We start from the raw sequence: 20,810 nt of genomic DNA, 5'->3' as shown, positions 1-20,810 counted from the left end.
ATTTTGCTTATCGTCAAATTTCGGTGCCTCACCTTAAATCAGTCTATCTATCGCAACAAATAGGACTCGTTTCCGGTCACGATGGGCGTCCGGGCTTCGCGGTAGTTGCTGCCGCTGCGTGCACGATGATCCTCAATGACCGAATAGACCAGCCCCTCGCTTTCAGCATCGAATACTCTGTGTGGGTAAGCGGTTCTGATTGGATAGATTGCCTTGGTATAAGCGTGAGGGCCGGTGATGTTGAACGTCGTAACCATGCCTACCCCATGTGCTTCGGGGCGGTAGGTCAGGATCTTGGTCATGACGAGCTGGATCACGCGCCTCAGATACGGGTGGCCGGGTCGGGCGATGAGAAACCATTGCTGGTATTCCCCGCCCTGCACATAGGCGATCGAGGCGCCAATCCCCCACCCCTTGTGCAGACCGGAGCCTGACATGTTCCATTGCGAGATCAGATATGCGTCGTCCGAGCGTATTATCTCATCCAGCGGTCGCGAGGTGGTCGATTTGAGGTCGATATAAACCCCACCCAGCTTGTAAATCAGCAGATAACGGAAGAAATCGGCCTTGGCGGCGCCGTATTCCCCGCCAATCATCAGATAGATTTTCAGCACGTCCCAGCCATAATGCTCGGATATGAAATCGAAACGTGCAGCCTCGTCCCACAGCCTGAGTGACCACCCCGGGTTCATCCGGGCTGTGCGCTCGATATTGGCTGTGATGGCGGGGTCCAGCGTTGCCAGATCATTGCAGATGTAATGCAGCAATCGCGGCACGGGCTCGGGTGATATCTGCGCAGGCGCGATGACCGGGAAGCGGCGCAGGCTGAGGCAAACAAGCTCGCTCCAGCTGGCGCGTTCCATGATCAGGTCGCGCGAGCCGTCAGGGGCGTGCGACCTGATGGCGCCAGAGGCATCGCGCAACTGATACACAGCGGGCGCTGTCTGAAGCAGGTTCCACCCGACAGGCGCATTGAGCAACAGGCGGCGTTGGGGATCGATGCCAAGCATGGTTTGCCCAGCGTCCTCCAGAACCGTGCCTCGAATGGGACTGTCTGTATCCGGCGTGGGGCTATCCATTGCCCCGGTTGCTCCCATTCCGGGCGTTCCTGTCCCGGTGGCTTTCATCTCGGGAGCCCCTGTCCCGTTGGGAACGAGGACATCCCCGAACATGGTTACGAGGGCTGTGTCAGACATCGTGTGGATCACTCTCCGTTACGGCGTGGGGCTCATGAGGGAGAAATTCCCCTATTTGCCGCACCGCCTGTGCAAGGCTCACTCGTTCGACAGCGACGCCTTCAGGAAAGGCGGAGAGAAGGCGTGAGGGCATGCGTCGATCGAGAATGACGAATACCCCGCGGTCATCGCCCTTGCGTATCAGCCGCCCAAAAGCCTGACGCAGTTTCATGCGTGTGAGACGGTCGTCGTAATCACGCGGGTCGTCGGGGGAGAGCGCCTTGCGCCGCTCGCGATGCAGGATATCGGGGCGCGGCCACGGTGTACGCTCGAAAACGACCAGACGCAGCGCCTGACCCGGCACATCCACGCCGTCGCGCATCGCATCTGTGCCGAGCAGGCAGGAATGAAGCTCGGTGCGAAAGATATCGACCAGGGTGGCGTTATCCATCGTATCGACATGCTGCGCGTAAAGCGGCAGGCCTGCTTCCTCCAGAGGTGCCGCAATCCGCTGATGCACGGCGCGCAGACGGGAGATGGCGGTAAACAGCCCCAGTGCGCCTCCCTCCGCTGCCATGAAAAGCAGCCTGTAGGCGCTTGCCAGCGCATCGAGATCGTTCGGTGGAACATCCGTGACGATCAGCGCGCGTGTCTGGCTGGCGTAATCGAATGGGCTGAGCAGCGAGGCCCGCATGGGCGGCTTGATGAAATGCGGCGTGCCCAGCCGCGTCTCAGCCGCCTGCCAGCCCTGTTCGACCAGACGGGGGTCAGGGCCGCTCTCACCCTGCGGGGGCGTTTGGTCACGCAAGGTGGCCGAGGTGATCAGGATACCATGCGCCGGCCCCTGCATGACCGAGGCAAAGGGAATGGTCGGGTCGCGCCAGTGACGGTGCAGGCCGATATCGCGTTCGCCCGGGCGGCCGGGGACATATTCGAGCCTGATGAGATCGATGAACGCGCTTCCCGATTCAGGCGTGTCGCCCAGCACGGTGTCGAGCATGGCAATCCAGCCCTCTACACGCGAAATGGCCCGCCGGCGGATGGAGCGTATCATGGCCTCGATACGCAGCCTCTGTGCCGCTTCCAGCGCGTCATCCGGCTCGCTCAGCAGGGCCTTGAGTCGCTCGACGAGGGTTTCGAGCGGCGTGAGCAGGCGTCGTAGCGCCGTATCGAAAGGGTCTGCCGCCCCCCTGAGTGTATCACCTGCGGGGTGGAGCTCACATTCGGACGTGTCCTGTCCCGCTGCGCCAATACGGCGGGCTTCGAGCTGGGCTCTGAGCGCACGGAAAAACTGCTCGGCGCTGTTGGTGATCAGCTCCGGCACTTCCGGCTCCGTCGCGTCATCCTCGCCATTGAGGCGACCGAGCCAGCCCGGTGCGGGCAGGGCATGGGCCGCGGAGAGGATGGCATCCAGCGGCGATTCCAGCGCCGGGGAGGTGGCAACGAGGTCCTCCAGGCGCCGGCGTAATCCGCGCGCGCGCGAGCGGCTGCCTTCGGCGCCAAGCAGCCAGCGTCGCAGCTCCGCCGCTTCCAGCCCCGAAAGGGCGAGCGAGAACGCGCTATCTGCCGCTTCAGGCAGGTGATGCCCCTCATCGAAGAAATAGCGCGTTGGAAGCTGGTCCTCATCAGGCACGTCGTCGCGTGCAAGGCTGGCCCAGCTTGCCTGCGACAGCACAAGAGCATGATTGGCGATCACGAGATTGGCGCCGCGTGCCCGACGAATGGAATGTTCGACAAAGCAGGTCTGATAATGCGGGCAGGCGCCGTGGATACACTCGCCCCGTCTGTCAGCCATCCCATAGATCGTGCTGGTGCCGAAGATATCGCCAAACCAGCCCGGTAGGTCGCCCCCCATCAGATCGCCATCTTCAGTCGCTTCGGCCCAGCGGGCCAGCATGGACAGGCCGACAAGGGCGGCGGGTGAGGGGTTTGGCCTCGACGCCAGCGTGTTGACCGCGTCTTCCATGTTCAGAAGGCAGAGATAGTTTTCCCGTCCCTTGCGCAGAACGACTGTATTCCGGCGTTCGGCATCATCGGGATAGAGGCGATGCAACTCCTGCTCAATCTGACGTTGCAGATGCCGCGTATAGGTGGAAATCCAGACCGGTCCATCATTCTGTTCGGCCCAGACACTGGCCGGGGCGATATAGCCAAGTGTCTTGCCTGTCCCGGTTCCGGCCTCCGCAAGCACGATTTCCGGTATCCCGAATCCCTCACGTGGGGCGAGAGCGTGGGTGACGGCCGAGGCATAATCGGCCTGTCCCGGGCGCGTCTCGGCCTTGTCACCCAGAATAGCCGAGAGGCGGGCACGCGCCTCGACCGGGCTGACGGGACGGCTTCCCGGCGGCGGTCTTTGCGCCATCTCCTCCCAGCGCGGCAGCCGCCGCCAGACGCGCAACGCCTCGTAAGGATGGCGCAGTGTTGAAGGCGTTGCGGCCAGTTCCGTCTCGACAAACGCCGCCCAGGCCCAGCCTGCACGGGACAGAAGCGGAAGCAGGGCCCGCATGGTGTCCGCCTCGCCCGTCTCTGCCAGACGGGTGAGGCTCTGGCGCAGCATTTCGAGAAGCTGATGCAGAAAATCGGCCTCGCACGGGTCAGGGGCCATCATCCCCAATGCCAACGCCATACCCCGAGGGGTCGGCACGACAGGGCGTGTGGGAAAGAGAAACAGGAACAGTTCGAGCAGATCGAACCACGGCACGACCTGACCCGGTGGCGTAAGACTCAGCCTCCTGATTGTGGCCGGACCGTGAATCAGCAGCGGTGGGGGGAGCGTCACCAGCAGCTGTGCCGCCTCATTCGCGTCGAGGGAAAGAAGCTCGCCATCCGGTGTCAGAACCGACGCCCGCGCTCTGGTCGTTACAAGGGCAGGGGCATCATAAGGTGAGGCGCGGGAGGGTGTGGGCATCGCATCGACCATAGACGCACTCGCGCTCGCCCGCCAGCAGAGCGTTTCCTTCGCCATATGCGGCCGGAAGCAAGGTGGAATGGGCGCGTTGGGCAGCCTGCGAAGAAGAGGGGCTAACGCCAACTTGCTTGACCCGGGGCGGAACTATTTCTAGTTTTCGACCAATCATGTCCAGCATTGCAAAAAACAACGCCTCTCTCACTCCAGACGCCCTCGACCTGCCAAAAGCATGGCCGTTCGAGGAGGCGCGAAAAATCGTGGCCCATGTCGAGGCACGAGGCGGCGATGCTCCGGCCCTGCTCGAGACTGGTTATGGCCCGTCCGGCCTGCCCCATATCGGCACTTTCGGTGAGGTGGCGCGCACGACCTGGGTGCGTCTGGCCTATGAACGCCTGACGGGACGCAAGACACGTCTGCTGGCTTTCAGCGATGACATGGATGCGCTGCGCAAGGTTCCGGGCAATGTCCCCAATCAGGAGATGCTGGCGCAGCATCTCGGCCTGCCGCTGAGCCGTATCCCTGATCCGTTCGGCAGATTCGAGAGTTTTTCGGCGCATAACAACGCGATGCTGTGCGAATTCCTCGACCGTTTCGGCTTCGAGTACGAGTTTGCCTCCGCAACCGATTATTACACATCAGGCCGTTTCGATGCGGCGCTGCGCCGTATGCTTGAGGTGCATGACGAGGTCGTGGCGACCATTGCGCCCACGCTGGGTGCCGAACGTCGCGCGACCTATTCGCCTGTGCTGCCCATTCATCCGCGCACCGGTCAGGTCATGCAGGTACCCGTGACCAGGGTCGACCCGATTGCCGCCACCGTGCAGTGGCAGGACCCCGAGACGGGCGAGAGTTTCGAGACCTCCGTGCTGGGTGGTCACGCCAAGATGCAGTGGAAGGCCGACTGGGCCATGCGCTGGTACGCACTGGGCGTGGATTACGAAATGTCAGGCAAGGACTTGATCGATAGCGTCAAGCTGTCCAGCAAGATCTGTCGTATCCTTGGCAAGGCCCCGCCCGCGGGCCTGACCTACGAGCTGTTTCTGGACCAGAATGCCCAGAAGATCAGCAAGTCCAAGGGGAATGGTCTGTCGATCGAGGAGTGGCTGCATTACGCGCCGCCCGAGAGTCTGGCGCAGTACATGTTCAATCAGCCGACACGCGCCAAGCGCCTGTTCTTCGATGTCATTCCCCGTGCCATGGACGAGTATCTGGCCAATCTGGACAAGGCTGTCGAGACGGAAGACGAGACCACGCTGCGCGCCAACCCGGCCTGGTTCATCCATGGCGGCACGCTCGACAAGGGGCTTTCAAGCCCGGTCTCGTTCACGGCCCTGCTGAATCTGGCCTCGGTCGCCAATGCCGAGACCAGCGATACCCTCTGGAAATTCCTGCGCCGTTACGACCCGAACCTCTCGCCTGAGACGCACCCCTATGTCGATCGTCTGGTCGGCCATGCTCTGGTGTATTTCAAGGAGTTCGTCCGCCCGGCCAAGACGTTCCGTGCGCCAACGGATCTGGAGCGCGTTGCCTTGCAGGATCTGGCGGACGCCTTGAAACTGGCAGACCCCGGACTATCTCCTGTTCAGGTTCAGGATATCGTCTTTGAAATTGGCAAGAAACATCAGATCCAGCCGCTAAGGGCGTGGTTCGGGTGTCTCTACGAGGTTTTGCTCGGGCAGACCGAGGGACCCCGCTTTGGCATCTTCGCCTCGCTTTTCGGCCTGCCGGAAACGGTGGCGCTGATCGAAAATGCCCTTGCCCGCGATGTTGCCGTGGCTGATGCCGATAACTGACAGGTGAAGAGACGATCAGCAGCCTTGATTGAGGGTTCATGACCGTTCAGGAACAGACAACATCCTGCTGTGAGGAAGGCGAGGCCAAACCTGCGAGCCCTTGGCGACGCGTGGCCTGTCGTCTTCCAGCGCTGTTGGGGCTCATTCTTCTGGTGGCGGCGATCTACGTTATCCAGAAAGAGCTCAAATCGCTCTCTCTCGCCCAGATAAGGGGGGCTCTCCAGGCTATACCGGCACAGGCTTTGCTGGCTGGGGTAGGCTGCACCTTCCTGTCCTACTTCATCCTGTCTTTCTACGACCGGCTGGCCTGTTATCATATCGGGTCAAAGCAGTCGTTCCTGCGCACAGCCTTTGCAGCATTCTGCTCATATGTGCTCTCGCACAACCTGGGCTGCTCGGCCATCTCCGGCGCTGCTGTGCGTTTTCGGCTCTATCGCAACTGGGGGGTGTCGCCTGGCGGCATCGCCCAGATCATTGCCTTCTGTTCCACCACCTATCTGCTTGGTGCAATGGCGCTCATAGGCGGCGTGTTCCTGTTCGAGCCGGGCCATATCCCGCTTGTGGCCCATCTGCCTCACCTGGTCCTGCAACTGGGTGGTGCAGCGGCCTGGCTCTGCGTGCTCGCCTATCTCGGCGTTTCACTGCGATATCGCCAGATGCGCATCTGGCGATACACGCTTGACGTGCCGGGTTTTCGCGTGGCTGTGGCGCAGGTTATTGTCAGCGCCGCCGACATGGCCATGACAGCGATGATTGCCTATGTCCTGTTGCCTCCCGAAGCGGCAATCGGCTTTCCGGCATTTCTCGCCATCTACATTGCCTCCTACACGGCCGGTCTGGTCGCGAGTGTGCCGGGTGGACTGGGCGTGTTCGACGGCGCAATGCTTCTGGCGCTCGGGCCCTATCTGCCCACCCCGCAGATCCTTGGCGTTATTCTCACTTTCCGCCTGTTTTATTACATTATTCCGCTCTTTCTGGCGGGGGGCATGTTTGCCGTTCATGAGCTCTTTCTGCGTGGTGATGCTGCCTGGGCACGGCGCCGCGGCGGCATGCAGGGCGCAGCTCTTGCGAGGCGTCCAAGCCTTGTCGTTCGTGAGTCTGAAGCTGATTTTTCGGTTACGGTGGCGACCGGTGTCGTGGCTGGAACCGGCATTCTGCTCGTTTTCTATGCCGTAGCCGTTCCCGCCCCATTGCTTGGCACGCCTTTCACCCATCTCATGCTGCAAATTGCTGAGTTTCTTCTGTGTCTCACCGGGGTGATGCTTGTTGGCGTGGCAGCCGGGCTGGCGCAGCGTGTTACGGCGGCATGGCGTGCGGCGCTCGCCTTGCTTGGCCTTGCGATCCCACTCGTCATCCTGAGGCAGGGCCCTTTGGCCATCCCACTTTGTCTGATGATGGTGATCTTTCTCATAGCGCCATTCCGGTCCTGCTATTATCGCAAGGCGAGGCTGTTCGCCGAGCCACTCAGCCCGACGCTCATGGCACCGGTCACGCTCTGGATCATCAGTCTTGTTAGTGTGGGTCTGTTTGCCCTGCGTCATCACCTCGGACATGCCTGGTGGCGTTCGCTCATCTATGACGCGCATACCTCCGTCGTGCGTTGGGCATTGGGCATCTCGGCACTGCTCGGGATTGTGGCGGTGATCCAGATGCTGCGTCGTAGTCATGTGCTGGTCCGACCTTGGGACAAGGAGAGTGAGACGCTGTATCGCAGTCTTGCTCACGCTCTTGAGGAGCTTGGGCCACGTCGCCCAAGTGGCCTGATCCTGAATGACAACGGCCGCGCCGGTATCCCGTTTCTGCGCACGGGCCAATTCATTATTGGCGTTGGAGATCCTGCCGGCGCGGAGACCGAGTGCATTGCTGCTATCTGGCGCCTGCGCGATCTAGCGCTGGAGGAAGGCCGTCATCCTGTCTTCATCAAGGTGGGGCAGGCCCTGCTGGGCGTGTATCATGACATTGGCATGACGGTCTGTCCCAATGGCCCGGGAGAAACCGGGGCGCTGTGCTGCCTCGCGCAGGATCTGCAGGCGGTCAAGGCGGTGCTGGGCAGTGAGCACAGGCGGCTCAAACGCCTTCTGCACACAAGACGTTTCCTGTCGGTCAAGGCCCGTGCCGATCGGGCCGGGTGATGCACCTGCCCCATGTGTTGACGCAACAGGTCAGGATCAGCGACGTAACGGCCATCTGGCTGATGGCTTATTCGGCGTTGTTCTCGATCGTCAACCCTCTGGGCGCCTCGCTTATCTTTGCGCAAACGACCCTGGGTCGCCCACGAGCACAGGTGGTTCGTCTGGCCCGGACCGTCGGGTTCTATTCCTTCATCATTCTGATGGTTTCGGTGTGGCTGGGTGGGTGGATCCTCAGCTTCTTTCGCATCACCATTGATGCCCTGCGCGTGTCTGGTGGCCTCGTGGTCGCCTCTCGTGCATGGGCGCTTCTGCTGGCACCAGAGGAGAGTGAGGCCCGCAAGGAGCGTCAGGTTTTCGACCACGACACGGCCAACGCGGATAACGACCTCGGGGACAGGGCGTTCTTTCCGCTCGCCATGCCCTTTACCGTAGGGCCTGGCAGTATTGCCGTGGCCATTGCCCTGAGTTCGGGTCGTACTCTTGGGGCCTCGGCCGCCAGCTACATCATCGGCTTGTCCCTTGCCGTACTTGCCGTCTCCCTGACCGTGGTCATTTTCTACACCTATGCCGAGCGGATCGTCAGTTCACTTGGTCGCACCGGGGCGCGCATCGTGAGCCGTCTTGCGGCCCTCATCCTGCTTTGTATCGGTATCCAGATCCTGTTCGCGGGGCTGGAGGGGTTCGTTGTCTCGACACTCAGGCATATGCGCCAACTCAATTTGCTGAACTGAACTGAAGCGAGCTGGGCAAACGGGCAAGGCTTTCAGGTCAAGGCGTTGCGTATCTCATGGCGCAGGGCAGGGATGACCTCTTCACGGAACCAGGGCGCCCGTTTTTCCCATACACCCGTTCGCCACGACGGATGCGGCAGCGGAAAATAACGGGGCAGATAATCCCGAAAGTGACGCACACGATCTGTTACGGATCCACGCCCCAGCGTGTAATGCTGGCTGTAGGAGCCAACCAGCAGGATCAGCCGCAACTCCTCTAGATGCCCAAGAACCTGATCGCGCCATGCTGGTGCGCATTCCGGACGAGGGGGCTTGTCGCCGCCATTCGGAAGGCGGCCGGGATAGCAGAGCCCCATGGGCAGGATGGCCACTTTGGCCGTGTCGTAGAAGTCCTCCTCAGAGAGAGCCATCCATTCTCGTAAACGTCGCCCCGAGGGATCATAGAACGATTTGCCGCTCTCATGGGCAATAGTGCCCGGCGCCTGGCTCGCGATGAGAACACGCGATGTTGGCGACACATGGATGAGAGGTTTGGGGCCGAGGGGCAACGAGGCTTCACAGATCCGGCACGCTCTGACGCGCTTTACCAGATCTGCAAGGCTCTCCTGAGGTTTCGGGGCTGGCAAATCAGGAAGACCATGCCTCGAGGGGCGGCAAGGCGCTGGATGTCAGTGCATACTCGGCGCAGGCCTCGTAATGAGGCGTATCACCCCCCCTGTGGGAGCGGAACAACACAAAGTGCTCCGTCATGACGGGGTTGCCGCGCATCAGATTATTCCCCTGAATCCAGCGGATGACCTCGGCACCTGGATCGCCGTCGAAAATGCCAAGGGTGATATGAGGCATGAACCGCTTCTTCTCGAGAGCAAGACCGCACCGCCTCAGAGCGGTGTCAATCTTGCCCTGCAAGGTCATCAGGCTACTGGATGGGGCCACACCTGCCCAAAGGCGCGACCGGGTGCCCTGTGTCGCGATGCCCACCCCACTCGGCTCGAGCTGGACAGGCCCGGTGGCAATGGCAGCCAGAGCGTGGTCAAGCTCCTCCATCACCGGTCGCGAGCGGATATCACCAATGAAGCGCAGGGTGAGGTGATAGGTTTCAGGCGGGTGCCATGTCACTCCCGCGATAGGACGGCGCAGTGATGAGAGGAGACGCTTGTGCTCGCTGGCTAGATCGAGAGCGGTGAACAGACGCATGAACACTTCCTGTCAGGCGGGATGAGCCAAGAGTGGCCCTTGGGCGGAAGGATAGCCCCGCAGGGACCGGATCAGAGAGGGCAGGCGCAAAGCCGACATGCAGGATGCGGCGTGGGGCACAAAATGAGGATACGAGTCAATTCAATGGCGTATGAGATCCGTTCTGTCGTAACGTCACAGCCTATAACGCACCGCATCGCAGCGGTTTCGGCAAGTGCGGTGAATGTATCTTAGAATGTCGTTCCTCGCGGCCGACTTGACCACTATGCTAAAAGCGCCACATTGAAGAAACACAAGGCCAGTTCGGCCAAATCTCAGGAAAGGGTGTCATGGCTTTCGTTCCAAATTCTCGATCTGGTAATACCTCGGGTAACACCGGAGCCGCCAGGGTCGATACGGTCGATGCCGGTTTGCGCGCCTACATGCTCAGCGTTTATAACTGGATGACAGCGGGGCTGGTTCTGACCGGTTTCGTGGCCTATGCCGTGGCCGAAACCTCGTTGCGCGACCTCTTCTTCCAGCAGGTTCTGACGCCGGGTGGCATCCTGACCCGTCCGACGGGGCTGGGAATGCTCACGATCTTCGCCCCTCTGGCATTTGTCATGGTCATGTCATTCGGCGTGAACCGCCTGTCGCGTCAGGCGGCACAGGGGCTGTTCTGGGCATTCTGCGCCGTCATGGGCGCCAGCCTGTCGAACATTCTGCTCGTTTACACCCATACCTCCGTGGCGAGCACGTTCTTTGTCACGGCAGCAACATTTGCTGCGATGTCACTATGGGGCTACACGACCCGACGTGATCTGAGTTCGCTTGGCTCGTTCCTGTTCATGGGGCTTATCGGTCTGGTCATCGCCAGCCTGGTCAACATGTTCCTGCACAGCCCCGCCATGTCGTTCATGGTGAGCCTCATAGGAGTGGTGCTGTTTACGGTCCTGACAGCGTTCGACACGCAGCGTATCCGCGCAACCTATCAATACTACCTGTCCTATGTGGGGCCGGAGGAAATGGGCAAGCGCAGTGTTTATGATGCGCTTTCGCTTTATCTGAACTTTATCAACCTCTTCACCTTTTTGCTCCAGTTCATGGGCGTGCGTAATAATAACAACAGCTGACTACTGATCTAGATCAATCGTTTATTTGAGGGGGCGTGTCACAGGCACGCCCCTTTTTGTTTATTCAGACTATTTCGGTCTGGATAACTTGTCATTTCTGTCTGAACTGAATCTAAAAAATCCGCAATGAATTACGGCAGAAAAGCGATAATGTGCGCTAAGGTCCTGATTCTAAAGATGAAGACTTGTGTTCAAATTGTGAACAGCCCCATGAAAAGTCATGATCAGTGCTTGCTTTGCAGATCAATCGGGCGGAAACAACAGAACAGAGCTGGGCGCTGATGCCCAGCGTGCAGGCAGGCGGTTGATCAACCGGTCGATCGCCTTGCCGAAGCAAGGCGAGGCAAGGATGAGACGTGTTGTGGTCGGAGCGTTTACAGCCACCGGCAGACGTAACGTTACGTCTTCATACGATCCCGGTCGTATGATGATGTCACGTTGCGGCGCGATACGTATCGTTCACTGGAATAGGAGAGATGGATGACATCCCCTGAAGGTGTTGTCGCCATGTTCGACCAAGCCGTGGTCGGGTTCAGCGGCAGCGTAGCGCAGCCAAAAAGCTTGACGGTCGGTTCAACGAGCGGGGCAGACAATGAACAATAGACTCTTGCCGAAGTTGCGGCGGCTTCTGCCGCTGGCGCCGGCGTTTTTCCTTTCCGGGTGTACGCTGGATCTTCTCGATCCGCGTGGGCCCGTAGGGCTTCAGAACCGTAACGTCATCCTGATCGAACTGGGCGTGATGCTTTGCATCGTTATCCCGGTCATCATCATGACACTCTACTTCGCCTGGAAGTATCGCGAGAGCAACACATCGGCCGAATACCTGCCGAACTGGGACCACTCGACCAAGATCGAATTCTTCGTCTGGGGTGTGCCTGCTGTTGTGATCGTCATTCTGGGTGCGATCGCGATCTGGACGAGCTACACGCTCGACCCCTATCGCCCGCTGCACTCGGCTGAAGCCGCCGGGCGCAAGCCTCTGAATGTCGAAGTTGTCGCACTCGACTGGAAATGGCTGTTCATCTACCCTGACCAGGGGATTGCAACGGTCAATCAGCTTGCTGTGCCGGTCAACACGCCGATCAACTTCCGCATCACGTCTGACTCGGTCATGACGTCGTTCTTCATCCCGCGTCTGGGCTCGCAGGTCTATGCCATGGCTGGCATGCAGACGCAGCTCCATCTTCTGGCCAGCGCGCCGGGCGATTACCTGGGTGAAGCAGCGCACTACACGGGCCGCGGCTTCTCTGACATGAAGTTCCGCACGCTCGCCATGACGGATGACGATTTCAATCAGTGGGTGGAGAAGGTGAAGGGCGCGTCTGACTCGCTCGACTCAGCTGACTATCCGCAGGTCGCCGCTCCGCAGGAAGCAGCACCGGTGAAGTATTTCGCGCATGTTCAGCCAAACCTCTTCGACAGCATCGTGGCCAAGTACAATAACGGTACGGTCATCGACAAGTCGACAGGTCAGGTCATGCACATGCAGTCCGCCATGTCCGACATGCAGATGAAGGAATAGGGACACATGCTAGGTAAGTTAACACTTTCGGCGATACCGCTGGATGTGCCTATTCTCGTCGGCACGTTCTCAGGTGTTGTTATCGTCGCGCTCGCCGTACTGGGTGCCATCACCTATTTCGGCAAATGGGGCTATCTGTGGCGTGAATGGCTGACCTCGGTCGACCACAAGCGTCTGGGCATCATGTACATCGTACTGGCCCTCGTCATGCTGTTCCGCGGCTTTGCCGACGCCATCATGATGCGCAGCCAGCTTGCGCTGGCCTATAATGGTAACCCGGGCTATCTGCCCCCGCACCATTACGACCAGATCTTCTCGGCCCATGGCACCATCATGATCTTCTTCATGGCCATGGCGTTCATGACGGGTCTGCTCAATGTCATCGTGCCGCTGCAGATCGGCGCACGCGACGTGGCGTTCCCGTTCCTGAACTCGCTGAGCTTCTGGATGACCACGATCAGCGCTGTTCTGATCAACGTCTCGCTCTTCATTGGTGAATTCGCTCAGTGTGGCTGGCTGGTCTATCCGCCGCTGTCCGAGCAGCAGTTCAGCCCTGGCGTCGGTGTGGATTACTACATCTGGGCCGTGCAGCTTGCCGGTGTCGGCACGTTGCTGACTGGCGTGAACTTCTTCGTCACCATCGTGAAGATGCGCGCACCGGGCATGGGCTGGATGAAGCTCCCCGTGTTCACCTGGACGGCTCTCGTCACGGTCGTTCTGATCATGGCAGTCTTCCCGGTTCTGACAGTCACCCTGGCCGAGCTCGCGCTTGACCGTTACCTGGGTATGCACTTCTTCACCAATGATGGCGGCGGCAGCGTTCAGCTGTATCTCTCGCTCATCTGGACGTGGGGCCACCCGGAAGTTTACATTCTGGTTCTGCCGGCCTTCGGTGTGTTCTCGGAAATCACCCAGACATTCTCGCGCAAGCCCCTGTTTGGCTACCGCGTGATGGTTTACGCCACGCTCGCGATCGGCGTTCTCTCCTTCATCGTCTGGGCTCACCACTTCTTCACCATGGGCGCAGGCCCGAACGTCAACGCCTTCTTCGGTGTTGCCACGATGATCATCGCCGTCCCGACGGGCGTGAAGATCTTCAACTGGCTGTTCACCATGTACAAGGGCCGTATCCAGTTCAACGGCATCATGTACTGGGTCGTTGGCTTCATGGTCACCTTCTCCATCGGTGGCATGACGGGCGTCATGATGGCGATGCCGGCAGCCGACTTCGTGCTGCATAACTCGCTGTTCCTGATCGCTCACTTCCACAACGTCATCATCGGCGGTGTGTATTTCGGTTACGTCGCAGGTCTGAACTTCTGGTGGCCGAAGGTTCTCGGCTTCAAGATGAACGAGTCCTGGGGCAAGCGCGCCTTCTGGTGCTGGTTCGTCGGTTTCTACCTTGCATTCGTGCCGCTCTATATTGCCGGCTTCGAAGGCATGACCCGTCGTATGAACCATTACGACAATGCTGACTGGCATGTTCAGATGCTCATCGCTGCTGCCGGCGCCGCCGTCATTGCAGTGGGCGTTGTTTGCCAGCTGATGCAGATCTATGTCTCGATCCGCGATCGTAATCTGGCCGAGAACCGTGACTTCACGGGTGATCCGTGGAACGCACGTACGCTCGAATGGTCGATGTCCTCGCCCCCGCCCGCCTATAACTTCGCCGTCCTCCCTGATGTTCACGGTATCGATACGTTCCATACCGAGAAGCAGATGGGCCGTCGCAGCTATGAGGGTAAGGTGCTTGCACCGATCCATATGCCGAAGAACACGGCTGCCGGCTTCTTTGTCGGTGCCTTCAGCTTCGTGCTCGGTTTCGCAGCGATCTGGTGGATCTGGTGGCTTGCAGCGCTCGCCCTGGTTGGCGTGTTCGCGACAGTCATCCTGCGCAGCTTCAACAATGATGTGGACTACTATGTCCCGGTCAGCGAAATCGAACGCGACCAGGCAAACTATGTCCGCTCGCTGACAGCACAGGCGGCAGAATAACAATGGCAAATATCTCAGCAACGCCACACGGCACCGCACACGGCATTGATGATCACGAACACCATCACACGAACAACGTGTTTGGTTTCTGGATCTATCTGATGACGGACTGCCTCCTGTTCGGGACGCTGTTCGCCACCTTCGCTGTCATGCGCACCCAGTTCGCTGGTGGCCCAACGGGCAAGGAGCTGTTTGATCTGAACGGGGTGGGGCTGGAAACAGCCCTCCTCCTGCTCAGCTCGATCACCTTCGGTTTCGGTATGCTTTCGGCTTATGCCCGCAAGCAGGGTGCCGTGCTTGCATGGCTCGCCATCACCTTCGTGCTCGGCCTCGGCTTCCTTGTTCTCGAAGTCCGTGAATTCGCTCACCTCATCCATGAAGGTGCCGGTCCGGATCGCTCTGCGTTCCTTTCCGCATTCTTCACGCTGGTGGCGACGCATGGTCTTCACGTCACCTGTGGTCTGGTCTGGATCGCCGTCATCATGGTCCAGAGCTTCAGCTCGCAGGTTTTCAGCACACGCTATATGGACAAGCTCCAGTGCCTGAGCCTCTTCTGGCACTTCCTGGATATCGTCTGGATCTGCGTGTTCACCTTCGTTTATCTGTTGAGTGTGATCTGATGAGCCAAGCATCGACCCATCAACACGAAGGCGAGTCTCACGGCAGCTTCGCCTCGTACATCATCGGCTTCGTGATTGCAGCCATCCTGACGGTAGCGGCTTTCGCTATTGTCGAGATGCACCTCATGACCCCCGGCGTGACCTTTGGTGTCATTGCCGCGCTGGCGGTGGTTCAGATCTTTGTGCATCTGATCTACTTCCTGCACATGAACAGCAGCTCGAGCCAGTCCTGGAACAACACGGCATTTGCCTTCGCAGTTATCTGCGTGCTGATCATTGTCGGTGGAACGATCTTCATCATCCACGACGTCAGCATGAACATGATGTCGCGCTGACGCGATCTGTCTTCTGGCGTATTCCGCTAAGGGATGCGCCGGAAGTCGATCATGCCGGTGAAACGGAAAAGGCCCGGGGGATTTCTTCCCCGGGCCTTTTCTTTTGGCAACGTTGCCCAGCGGCCCTGCCTGCCGTGACAGATCTGCGGTCTTGTCTGCCAGTGGCCGAGGAAACTGCAACGGACTGCCGCTCTGGTGACACGGATAGCAGATACAAAAAAAAGCCCGATCGATGATCGGGCCTTTCTCAGAAACGCATGACGTCTCTCAGTCCTTGTGCGGCTCCGGCGAGAGCATGGCATCCTTGCCGGGTTTATCTTTCCACTCATCGGCGTCCGGCATGGCATCGATCTTGCGTGTGATGTTGGGCCACACGGCAGCGTATTTGCTGTTGACTTCAAGCCAGGGCGTCGCACGGTCGTCGCTGTCAGGCACAATGGCCTCTGCAGGGCATTCTGGTTCGCAAACGCCGCAATCGATGCACTCATCGGGGTTGATCACGAGGAAGTTCTCGCCTGCATAGAAGCAGTCAACCGGACAGACTTCAACGCAATCCGTGTATTTGCAGCGTATGCAGTTTTCGGTGACCACATAGGCCATTGGTGTCTCCGATCTTAAGCTGGGGCCATAGGCCCGAGAGGATCCCGGGAGGCAATAGAGAGACGCCGTCTGGGATTTTCCAATAAGGGATGCCGCAGATAGGCGGAAGTTTCGGTCTCTGGCAAGCATATGTTTACGACAAGCCGCGGCAAATTTGCCTTGTGGGCTCAGTCCTCGCCAATAACCTCATAAAGCAGGGCGGCATCGTTGGCAGAGCCTCGGCGTTCGGCAAGGGCGAGAACACGCCAGATACGGACCTCTGGGCGCGGATGACCGGGCAGTCCCAACACATCGCCCACACGTATCTTGCTGTGAGGCTTGGTCGTTACCTGACGATTGATCCTAATGCGTCCTTTTTCCACCAGGGTGGCGCAATCCTGACGTTGGCGGCACACACGGGCATGCCACAACCACAGATCGAGCCGCTGATAATCACGCTCTGCATCAGTCATGAGATCATCTCCCGCCCAGACCCAGCCGGGCCAGCTCAGCGAAGGGGCTGTCAGAGGGGGGAGCGGGCCTTGCGGGCGCTCGTTTGCCTGAATGACGGCGGTGTTTTGCCTGTGGCGTCAATGCCGAAAGCATGAGGGGCACGGGCGGCCCGAATTGACCGGCCAATAGCGGCGCTGCCACACGCAGGCGTATGCCCAGACCGGATAAGATCTCCGGTAGCTGTGTCTTGTTCAGCCCATAGCGCTGCGCCAGATCGTTCGGCGCGGGGCAGGGGCCGTGTCGTGTCAGGCGATGCACTTCGCCCAGCAGCTTCTCCACACGATCCAGCCGCATCCAGCTTCCGCCAGCCCAGGCCCAGCCCGCAGAGGCAACTGGCGCGGTGACCGGGAGGGCAATCGTTATCTGACGGGCGTCAGGATTCTGACTGGCGTGGCGATGCCATAGACCCAGCAACAACGAGCGCAGGGTCATGGCGGCAGGCTTTAGGAGGGCAGGCATGAAGACGCCCTGCGGGACGAACAGTATCCCCAAACGTCGCAGATGGCCAAGCACCTGCGTTCCGTGGCTGGCGGGTTCGCCAGGCATAAGGGGGGCAACACCACCATATTCCATCAGGCGATGGGTAAGGCCGCGCAGGGCAGGCGTGGGGCGGGGCTGCGCAGCCAGCGCGTATAGAGGGGCTAGCGTCGTGCGGATATGGGCAGCTGCGAACGCCGTCAGCCTTTCCTGGACGAGGTCGCGCTGCTTCGTGTCGGCAAATTCCCCACCCAGGATTTGCACGAAAGGCGCGAGGAGAGCCGTGCCACGGGCAAGGCGCGCGATAACCACGCCGTCCCAGGCAATATGGCCATTGGTCGCATCCAGCGAGAGGGTGTCGTCGGACGCGGAGACAAGAGCCTGCACGCGTCGCGGAATTTCGTGCAGCAGCGCACGCCGCCCTGCACGCAGCATGAGCTTGCGTTCGGGAAGGGCCTCTTCACGATCGGGCTTCAGGGTGAAACCCTCAATGGTGCCGACGGCGTGGCCCTCGACAATCACCTGCCCCTCACGGGTCACGGCAGAAAGCAGGTCCCGTGCGCCGTCACTGTCGAGACGACGCAGGAGGGATGTGGCGCGCCGATCGACAAACCGGGCTGTCAGGCGCTCATGCAGCGCATCTGACAGCAGATCCTCGACTTCTCGGGTACGTTCCTGCCAATGGGTTGCCCGGTCGCTCCAGTCACTACGAGCCGCCACATAGGCACAGATCCTAATTCCGGTCAGGCGATGCATCAGCGTGTCGATATCGCCATCGAGGCGCGAAAACCCGGCAATATGGGCGTCGAACCACGCGCCGGGGATGCCCCCATCCTGCAGGAGATGCATGAAGAGACGATGGCACAACCTCACATGGGAATCGTCACCCAGTTTCCGGAAATCGGGAATCTGGCACACTTCCCATAGCAGGGCTGTGGCCTTCCTGCCTCGCGCTGCCTCGCGGATCTCGCGCTCACCTGAAAGACTCTCGAGCGTCAGCACATCGGAAGCAGGGCGGCCCGCCACCAGACCACGTTTGGGTGGTGACGCGTTGAGGCTCGCATAAAGGGCGTCGGGGGAGGTGAAATCGAGAGCCGCGTTGCGCCAGCTCACACGCTCGACCGGGTCAAAGCGGTGCGCCTCAATCGCATCGACAAGAGACTCTGACATCGGACGCGCCTCGGCGGTCGTGCCGAATGTGCCATCCTTCATGCCGCGCCCGGCGCGACCGGCAATCTGGGCACATTCCTGGGCTGTCAGTGGCCGAAGCGAGGCGCCGTCGAACTTTGTGAGCGATGCCAGCGCAACATGGTTCACGTCCATGTTCAGCCCCATGCCTATGGCGTCGGTCGCAACGAGATAGTCGACATCCTTGTTCTGATAGAGCTCGACCTGCGCATTGCGGGTGCGCGGCGAGAGCTGCCCCATGATGATCGCGCAGCCGCCCCGTCGGCGCCGTATGATCTCCGCAATGGCGTAGACCTCGGCAGCCGAGAACGCGACGATGGCCGAGCGGGCAGGGAGCCGGGAGAGTTTGGTATGACCCGTATGGACCAGACTTGAGAGGCGAGGGCGCGTGTCGATCTCGATGCCGGGCACAAGGCGTTGCAGAAGGGGGCGCATGGTCTCGGCACCGAGAAACAGGGTCTCCACATTGCCACGTGCATTCAGAAGCCGGTCAGTAAAGACATGTCCACGGTCGGGGTCGCTACTGAGTTGGATCTCGTCCACGGCCACGAACTCGACCTTGCGCGTGAGTGGCATGGCCTCGGTCGTACAGGAAAACCATTTTGCCTCGGGGGGAACGATCTTTTCCTCACCCGTAATAAGCGCCACATGGCGCGCACCCTTGAGGCGCACCATGCGCTCGTAGTTTTCACGCGCCAGCAGGCGCAAGGGGAAGCCGATGATGCCAGATTCGTGCGCCAGCATGCGCTCGAGGGCATAATGGGTCTTGCCGGTATTGGTTGGTCCCAGCACGGCACGAATTCGGCGGGGCATGAGATGGAGCTGGGACTTCATGATACGATGCTTGTGCATGAGCGGACGAATTGCAAGACGCCACCGCCACTGGCACAGCTTGTGCGGACCCGATCCTCCATCGGAAGATCAGCAGAAAGGCAGAAAACCATGCGCAACCCTGAAGAGCTTTGCCTGACGACGACGGCCGACGCGGCGAGACCCCTCCATATTGTACCTGTCGGGCAGGATATCGAGGCATTGCTTCATGGACACGGCGCCGCCCTGCGCGAAATGGCCGGGGAGCCTCTGGCAGGACGTCTTTATCTCGTCCCCGGCGCAGCGGGCGTCAGTCACGCGGTCTATCTGGATGATCCGCGATCATGCGATGCAGCGCGGTTCGGTGCGCTGGCCACGGGCTTGCCTCCCGGTGACTGGGTTCCTTCTGTTGCACCCGATTATGCCGGGTCGCGCCCGGAGATCATGCAGGATGTGGGGCTGGGCTTTTGCATGGGCGCCTATCACTACGCGATAGGCCCGGCGAGCGAGAATACGGTGCGCCTGGTTCTGCCTCCAGAGTGCGATACAGGTTGCGCCGTTGCGCTTGCACAGGCGACATGGCTCGGCCGCGATCTGGTGAATATGCCTGCCAATCTACTGGGGCCAGTGGAACTCGCGCAAAGGGCTGAGGCTGTGGCCCGACTTCACAACGCTTCGAGTGAGGTGATAAGCGCCGAGGCTCTCGAACGGGCCTATCCCTGCCTTGCAGCGGTAGGCGCGGGGTCAGATCGCCCAGCGCAGGTGTTCAGGATGACATGGCAGGGTAGTACTGCCGGAGCCGATGCGCCGCTACTCTCTCTGGTTGGCAAGGGTGTCTGCTTCGACACTGGCGGATATGACATCAAGCCCGCAAGCGGCATGCTGCGCATGAAAAAGGATATGGGTGGCGCTGCCCTGATGCTGTCTCTGGCGCATGTGATCATGGCGCAGGACCTTCCTTTGCGTCTGGAATTGCGTCTTGGCTGCGTCGAAAACAGCATTTCCGGCCATGCCATGAGGCCGGGCGATATTCTGACGACGCGTGCAGGCCTGACGGTTGAGGTGGGTAATACCGATGCTGAGGGGCGTCTGGTGCTTAGTGACTTGCTGACCGAGGCGTGCGAGTCCCAGCCCGACTGGCTGCTGGACGCGGCGACTCTGACAGGTGCGGCCCGTGTCGCGCTGGGCCCTGACTTGCCCGCACTGTTCTGTAACGATCCGGAATGGTCGCAGATTTTGCTCGAATCAGGTCAGGAGACCGGCGATGCCATGTGGCAATTGCCACTCTGGCATGGCTACGACGCATGGCTCCGCCGCAAAAATGCCCATCTTGGCAATGTGACGGACAAACCGATGGCGGGGGCGATTACGGCTGCCCTGTTCCTTCAGCATTTCGTCAAACCCACTGTAAAATGGGCACATATAGACACTTATGCCTGGAATGAAGGCGCAAGAACCGGGCGTCCAGAGGGGGGAGAGACACTCGCCCTGCGTGCTCTGACAGTCGCAACATTACGAATGATTAATGAAAGAGTAGGGTCGGGCTCAGCTTAGTCACTGAGTTTCAACAAAAAGATACTAAACCGATTACAAAAACGAACCTATATGGATGCGTATCGTTCGACGCATGTTGTAGGAATGCAACGCTAATCGGGATGTAACCCGCTTCGTTCCTAAAGCAAGCGCCTTCAGGACACGCACCCAAGGCGTGGCATCCCTGAAA

At 60.0% G+C, this 20,810-nt stretch carries 16 protein-coding genes; 9 read left to right on the top strand and 7 right to left on the bottom strand.

Going from position 1 to position 20,810, the window contains the following annotated elements:
• Positions 1-47 precede the first annotated feature (47 nt).
• Entirely contained in the window at positions 48-1,196 is a 1,149-nt protein-coding gene (locus tag ED655_RS10730; RefSeq protein WP_122050146.1) for a glycosyltransferase family 32 protein, read from the bottom strand.
• Positions 1,189-4,083: an ATP-dependent DNA helicase gene (locus ED655_RS10725; protein WP_122050320.1), complete on the bottom strand. Its 2,895-nt coding sequence runs from the start codon at positions 4,081-4,083 to the stop codon at positions 1,189-1,191. The genes ED655_RS10730 and ED655_RS10725 overlap by 8 nt, the downstream gene beginning before the upstream one ends.
• A gap of 167 nt (positions 4,084-4,250) precedes the next feature.
• On the opposite strand from ED655_RS10725, the gene ED655_RS10720 reads away from it, so the two are divergent.
• Genes ED655_RS10720 through ED655_RS10710 form a run of 3 tightly spaced genes read left to right on the top strand, consistent with a single transcriptional unit; the run spans position 4,251 to position 8,739 of the window.
• The gene (locus ED655_RS10720) at positions 4,251-5,876 is read left to right on the top strand and encodes a lysine--tRNA ligase (protein ID WP_122050145.1); all 1,626 of its coding nucleotides are present in this window, start codon (positions 4,251-4,253) and stop codon (positions 5,874-5,876) included.
• Positions 5,877-5,914: 38 nt separating this feature from the next.
• The gene (locus tag ED655_RS10715) at positions 5,915-8,008 is read left to right on the top strand and encodes a lysylphosphatidylglycerol synthase domain-containing protein (protein ID WP_122050144.1); all 2,094 of its coding nucleotides are present in this window, start codon (positions 5,915-5,917) and stop codon (positions 8,006-8,008) included.
• On the top strand, positions 8,008-8,739 hold the full coding sequence (locus tag ED655_RS10710) for a MarC family protein (RefSeq protein WP_122050143.1): 732 nt from the start codon (positions 8,008-8,010) through the stop codon (positions 8,737-8,739). Before ED655_RS10715 ends, ED655_RS10710 begins: the two co-directional genes overlap by 1 nt.
• 32 nt (positions 8,740-8,771) lie before the next feature.
• Here the strand turns inward: ED655_RS10710 and ED655_RS10705 are convergent, their stop codons facing one another.
• Together ED655_RS10705 and thpR are read right to left on the bottom strand one after the other, a co-directional pair.
• Complete coding sequence (locus ED655_RS10705) at positions 8,772-9,365, bottom strand: uracil-DNA glycosylase family protein (protein ID WP_122050142.1); 594 nt, start codon at positions 9,363-9,365, stop codon at positions 8,772-8,774.
• Position 9,366: 1 nt separating this feature from the next.
• Entirely contained in the window at positions 9,367-9,936 is a 570-nt protein-coding gene (gene thpR / locus ED655_RS10700; RefSeq protein WP_122050141.1) for an RNA 2',3'-cyclic phosphodiesterase, read from the bottom strand.
• Positions 9,937-10,265: 329 nt separating this feature from the next.
• On the opposite strand from thpR, the gene ED655_RS10695 reads away from it, so the two are divergent.
• From ED655_RS10695 to cyoD, 5 genes are all read left to right on the top strand, one after another.
• Positions 10,266-11,048, top strand: coding sequence for a Bax inhibitor-1/YccA family protein (locus tag ED655_RS10695; protein WP_122050140.1), 783 nt, complete (start codon positions 10,266-10,268; stop codon positions 11,046-11,048).
• 592 nt (positions 11,049-11,640) lie between these two features.
• The gene (gene cyoA / locus ED655_RS10685) at positions 11,641-12,570 is read left to right on the top strand and encodes a ubiquinol oxidase subunit II (RefSeq protein ID WP_122050139.1); all 930 of its coding nucleotides are present in this window, start codon (positions 11,641-11,643) and stop codon (positions 12,568-12,570) included.
• A gap of 6 nt (positions 12,571-12,576) precedes the next feature.
• Positions 12,577-14,565 (top strand): cytochrome o ubiquinol oxidase subunit I, encoded by a 1,989-nt coding sequence (cyoB, locus tag ED655_RS10680; RefSeq protein WP_122050138.1) that lies wholly within the window; start codon positions 12,577-12,579, stop codon positions 14,563-14,565.
• Positions 14,566-14,567: 2 nt separating this feature from the next.
• Positions 14,568-15,185 carry a cytochrome o ubiquinol oxidase subunit III gene (gene cyoC / locus ED655_RS10675; protein ID WP_122050137.1) on the top strand — a complete coding sequence of 206 codons (618 nt, stop codon included), beginning with the start codon at positions 14,568-14,570 and terminating at the stop codon, positions 15,183-15,185.
• The gene (gene cyoD / locus ED655_RS10670; RefSeq protein ID WP_122039945.1) at positions 15,185-15,520 is read left to right on the top strand and encodes a cytochrome o ubiquinol oxidase subunit IV; all 336 of its coding nucleotides are present in this window, start codon (positions 15,185-15,187) and stop codon (positions 15,518-15,520) included. Before cyoC ends, cyoD begins: the two co-directional genes overlap by 1 nt.
• A gap of 267 nt (positions 15,521-15,787) precedes the next feature.
• Here cyoD and fdxA read toward each other — a convergent pair whose 3' ends face one another.
• From fdxA to ED655_RS10655, 3 genes are all read right to left on the bottom strand, one after another.
• Positions 15,788-16,120 (bottom strand): ferredoxin FdxA, encoded by a 333-nt coding sequence (gene fdxA, locus ED655_RS10665; RefSeq protein ID WP_023978416.1) that lies wholly within the window; start codon positions 16,118-16,120, stop codon positions 15,788-15,790.
• A 167-nt stretch (positions 16,121-16,287) separates the two neighbouring features.
• On the bottom strand, positions 16,288-16,572 hold the full coding sequence (locus tag ED655_RS10660) for an RNA-binding S4 domain-containing protein (protein WP_122050136.1): 285 nt from the start codon (positions 16,570-16,572) through the stop codon (positions 16,288-16,290).
• A 4-nt stretch (positions 16,573-16,576) separates the two neighbouring features.
• Positions 16,577-19,111, bottom strand: coding sequence for a helicase-related protein (locus ED655_RS10655; RefSeq protein ID WP_240993625.1), 2,535 nt, complete (start codon positions 19,109-19,111; stop codon positions 16,577-16,579).
• 108 nt (positions 19,112-19,219) lie between these two features.
• Here ED655_RS10655 and ED655_RS10650 point away from each other — a divergent pair, with 108 nt between their 5' ends.
• Entirely contained in the window at positions 19,220-20,641 is a 1,422-nt protein-coding gene (locus ED655_RS10650) for a leucyl aminopeptidase family protein (RefSeq protein ID WP_122050319.1), read from the top strand.
• The last annotated feature ends 169 nt before the right edge of the window (positions 20,642-20,810 follow it).

Source organism: Asaia bogorensis (genome assembly GCF_900465345.1).
GTDB lineage: Bacteria > Pseudomonadota > Alphaproteobacteria > Acetobacterales > Acetobacteraceae > Asaia > Asaia bogorensis_A.
The sequence above is the reverse complement of the archived record's forward strand: the minus strand, read 5'-3'. Positions and strand labels throughout refer to the sequence as shown.

Excerpts from the sequence above, each read along its gene's own strand:
- ED655_RS10730 (WP_122050146.1), bottom strand. The coding sequence starts at position 1,196 with ATGTCTGACACAGCCCTCGTAACCATGTTCGGGGATGTCCTCGTTCCC.
- cyoA (WP_122050139.1), top strand. The coding sequence starts at position 11,641 with ATGAACAATAGACTCTTGCCGAAGTTGCGGCGGCTTCTGCCGCTGGCG.
- ED655_RS10695 (WP_122050140.1), top strand. The coding sequence starts at position 10,266 with ATGGCTTTCGTTCCAAATTCTCGATCTGGTAATACCTCGGGTAACACC.
- cyoB (WP_122050138.1), top strand. The coding sequence starts at position 12,577 with ATGCTAGGTAAGTTAACACTTTCGGCGATACCGCTGGATGTGCCTATT.
- ED655_RS10660 (WP_122050136.1), bottom strand. The coding sequence starts at position 16,572 with ATGACTGATGCAGAGCGTGATTATCAGCGGCTCGATCTGTGGTTGTGG.
- ED655_RS10720 (WP_122050145.1), top strand. The coding sequence starts at position 4,251 with ATGTCCAGCATTGCAAAAAACAACGCCTCTCTCACTCCAGACGCCCTC.
- fdxA (WP_023978416.1), bottom strand. The coding sequence starts at position 16,120 with ATGGCCTATGTGGTCACCGAAAACTGCATACGCTGCAAATACACGGAT.
- ED655_RS10725 (WP_122050320.1), bottom strand. The coding sequence starts at position 4,083 with ATGCCCACACCCTCCCGCGCCTCACCTTATGATGCCCCTGCCCTTGTA.
- ED655_RS10710 (WP_122050143.1), top strand. The coding sequence starts at position 8,008 with ATGCACCTGCCCCATGTGTTGACGCAACAGGTCAGGATCAGCGACGTA.
- ED655_RS10650 (WP_122050319.1), top strand. The coding sequence starts at position 19,220 with ATGCGCAACCCTGAAGAGCTTTGCCTGACGACGACGGCCGACGCGGCG.
- cyoC (WP_122050137.1), top strand. The coding sequence starts at position 14,568 with ATGGCAAATATCTCAGCAACGCCACACGGCACCGCACACGGCATTGAT.
- ED655_RS10655 (WP_240993625.1), bottom strand. The coding sequence starts at position 19,111 with ATGAAGTCCCAGCTCCATCTCATGCCCCGCCGAATTCGTGCCGTGCTG.
- ED655_RS10715 (WP_122050144.1), top strand. The coding sequence starts at position 5,915 with ATGACCGTTCAGGAACAGACAACATCCTGCTGTGAGGAAGGCGAGGCC.
- cyoD (WP_122039945.1), top strand. The coding sequence starts at position 15,185 with ATGAGCCAAGCATCGACCCATCAACACGAAGGCGAGTCTCACGGCAGC.
- thpR (WP_122050141.1), bottom strand. The coding sequence starts at position 9,936 with ATGCGTCTGTTCACCGCTCTCGATCTAGCCAGCGAGCACAAGCGTCTC.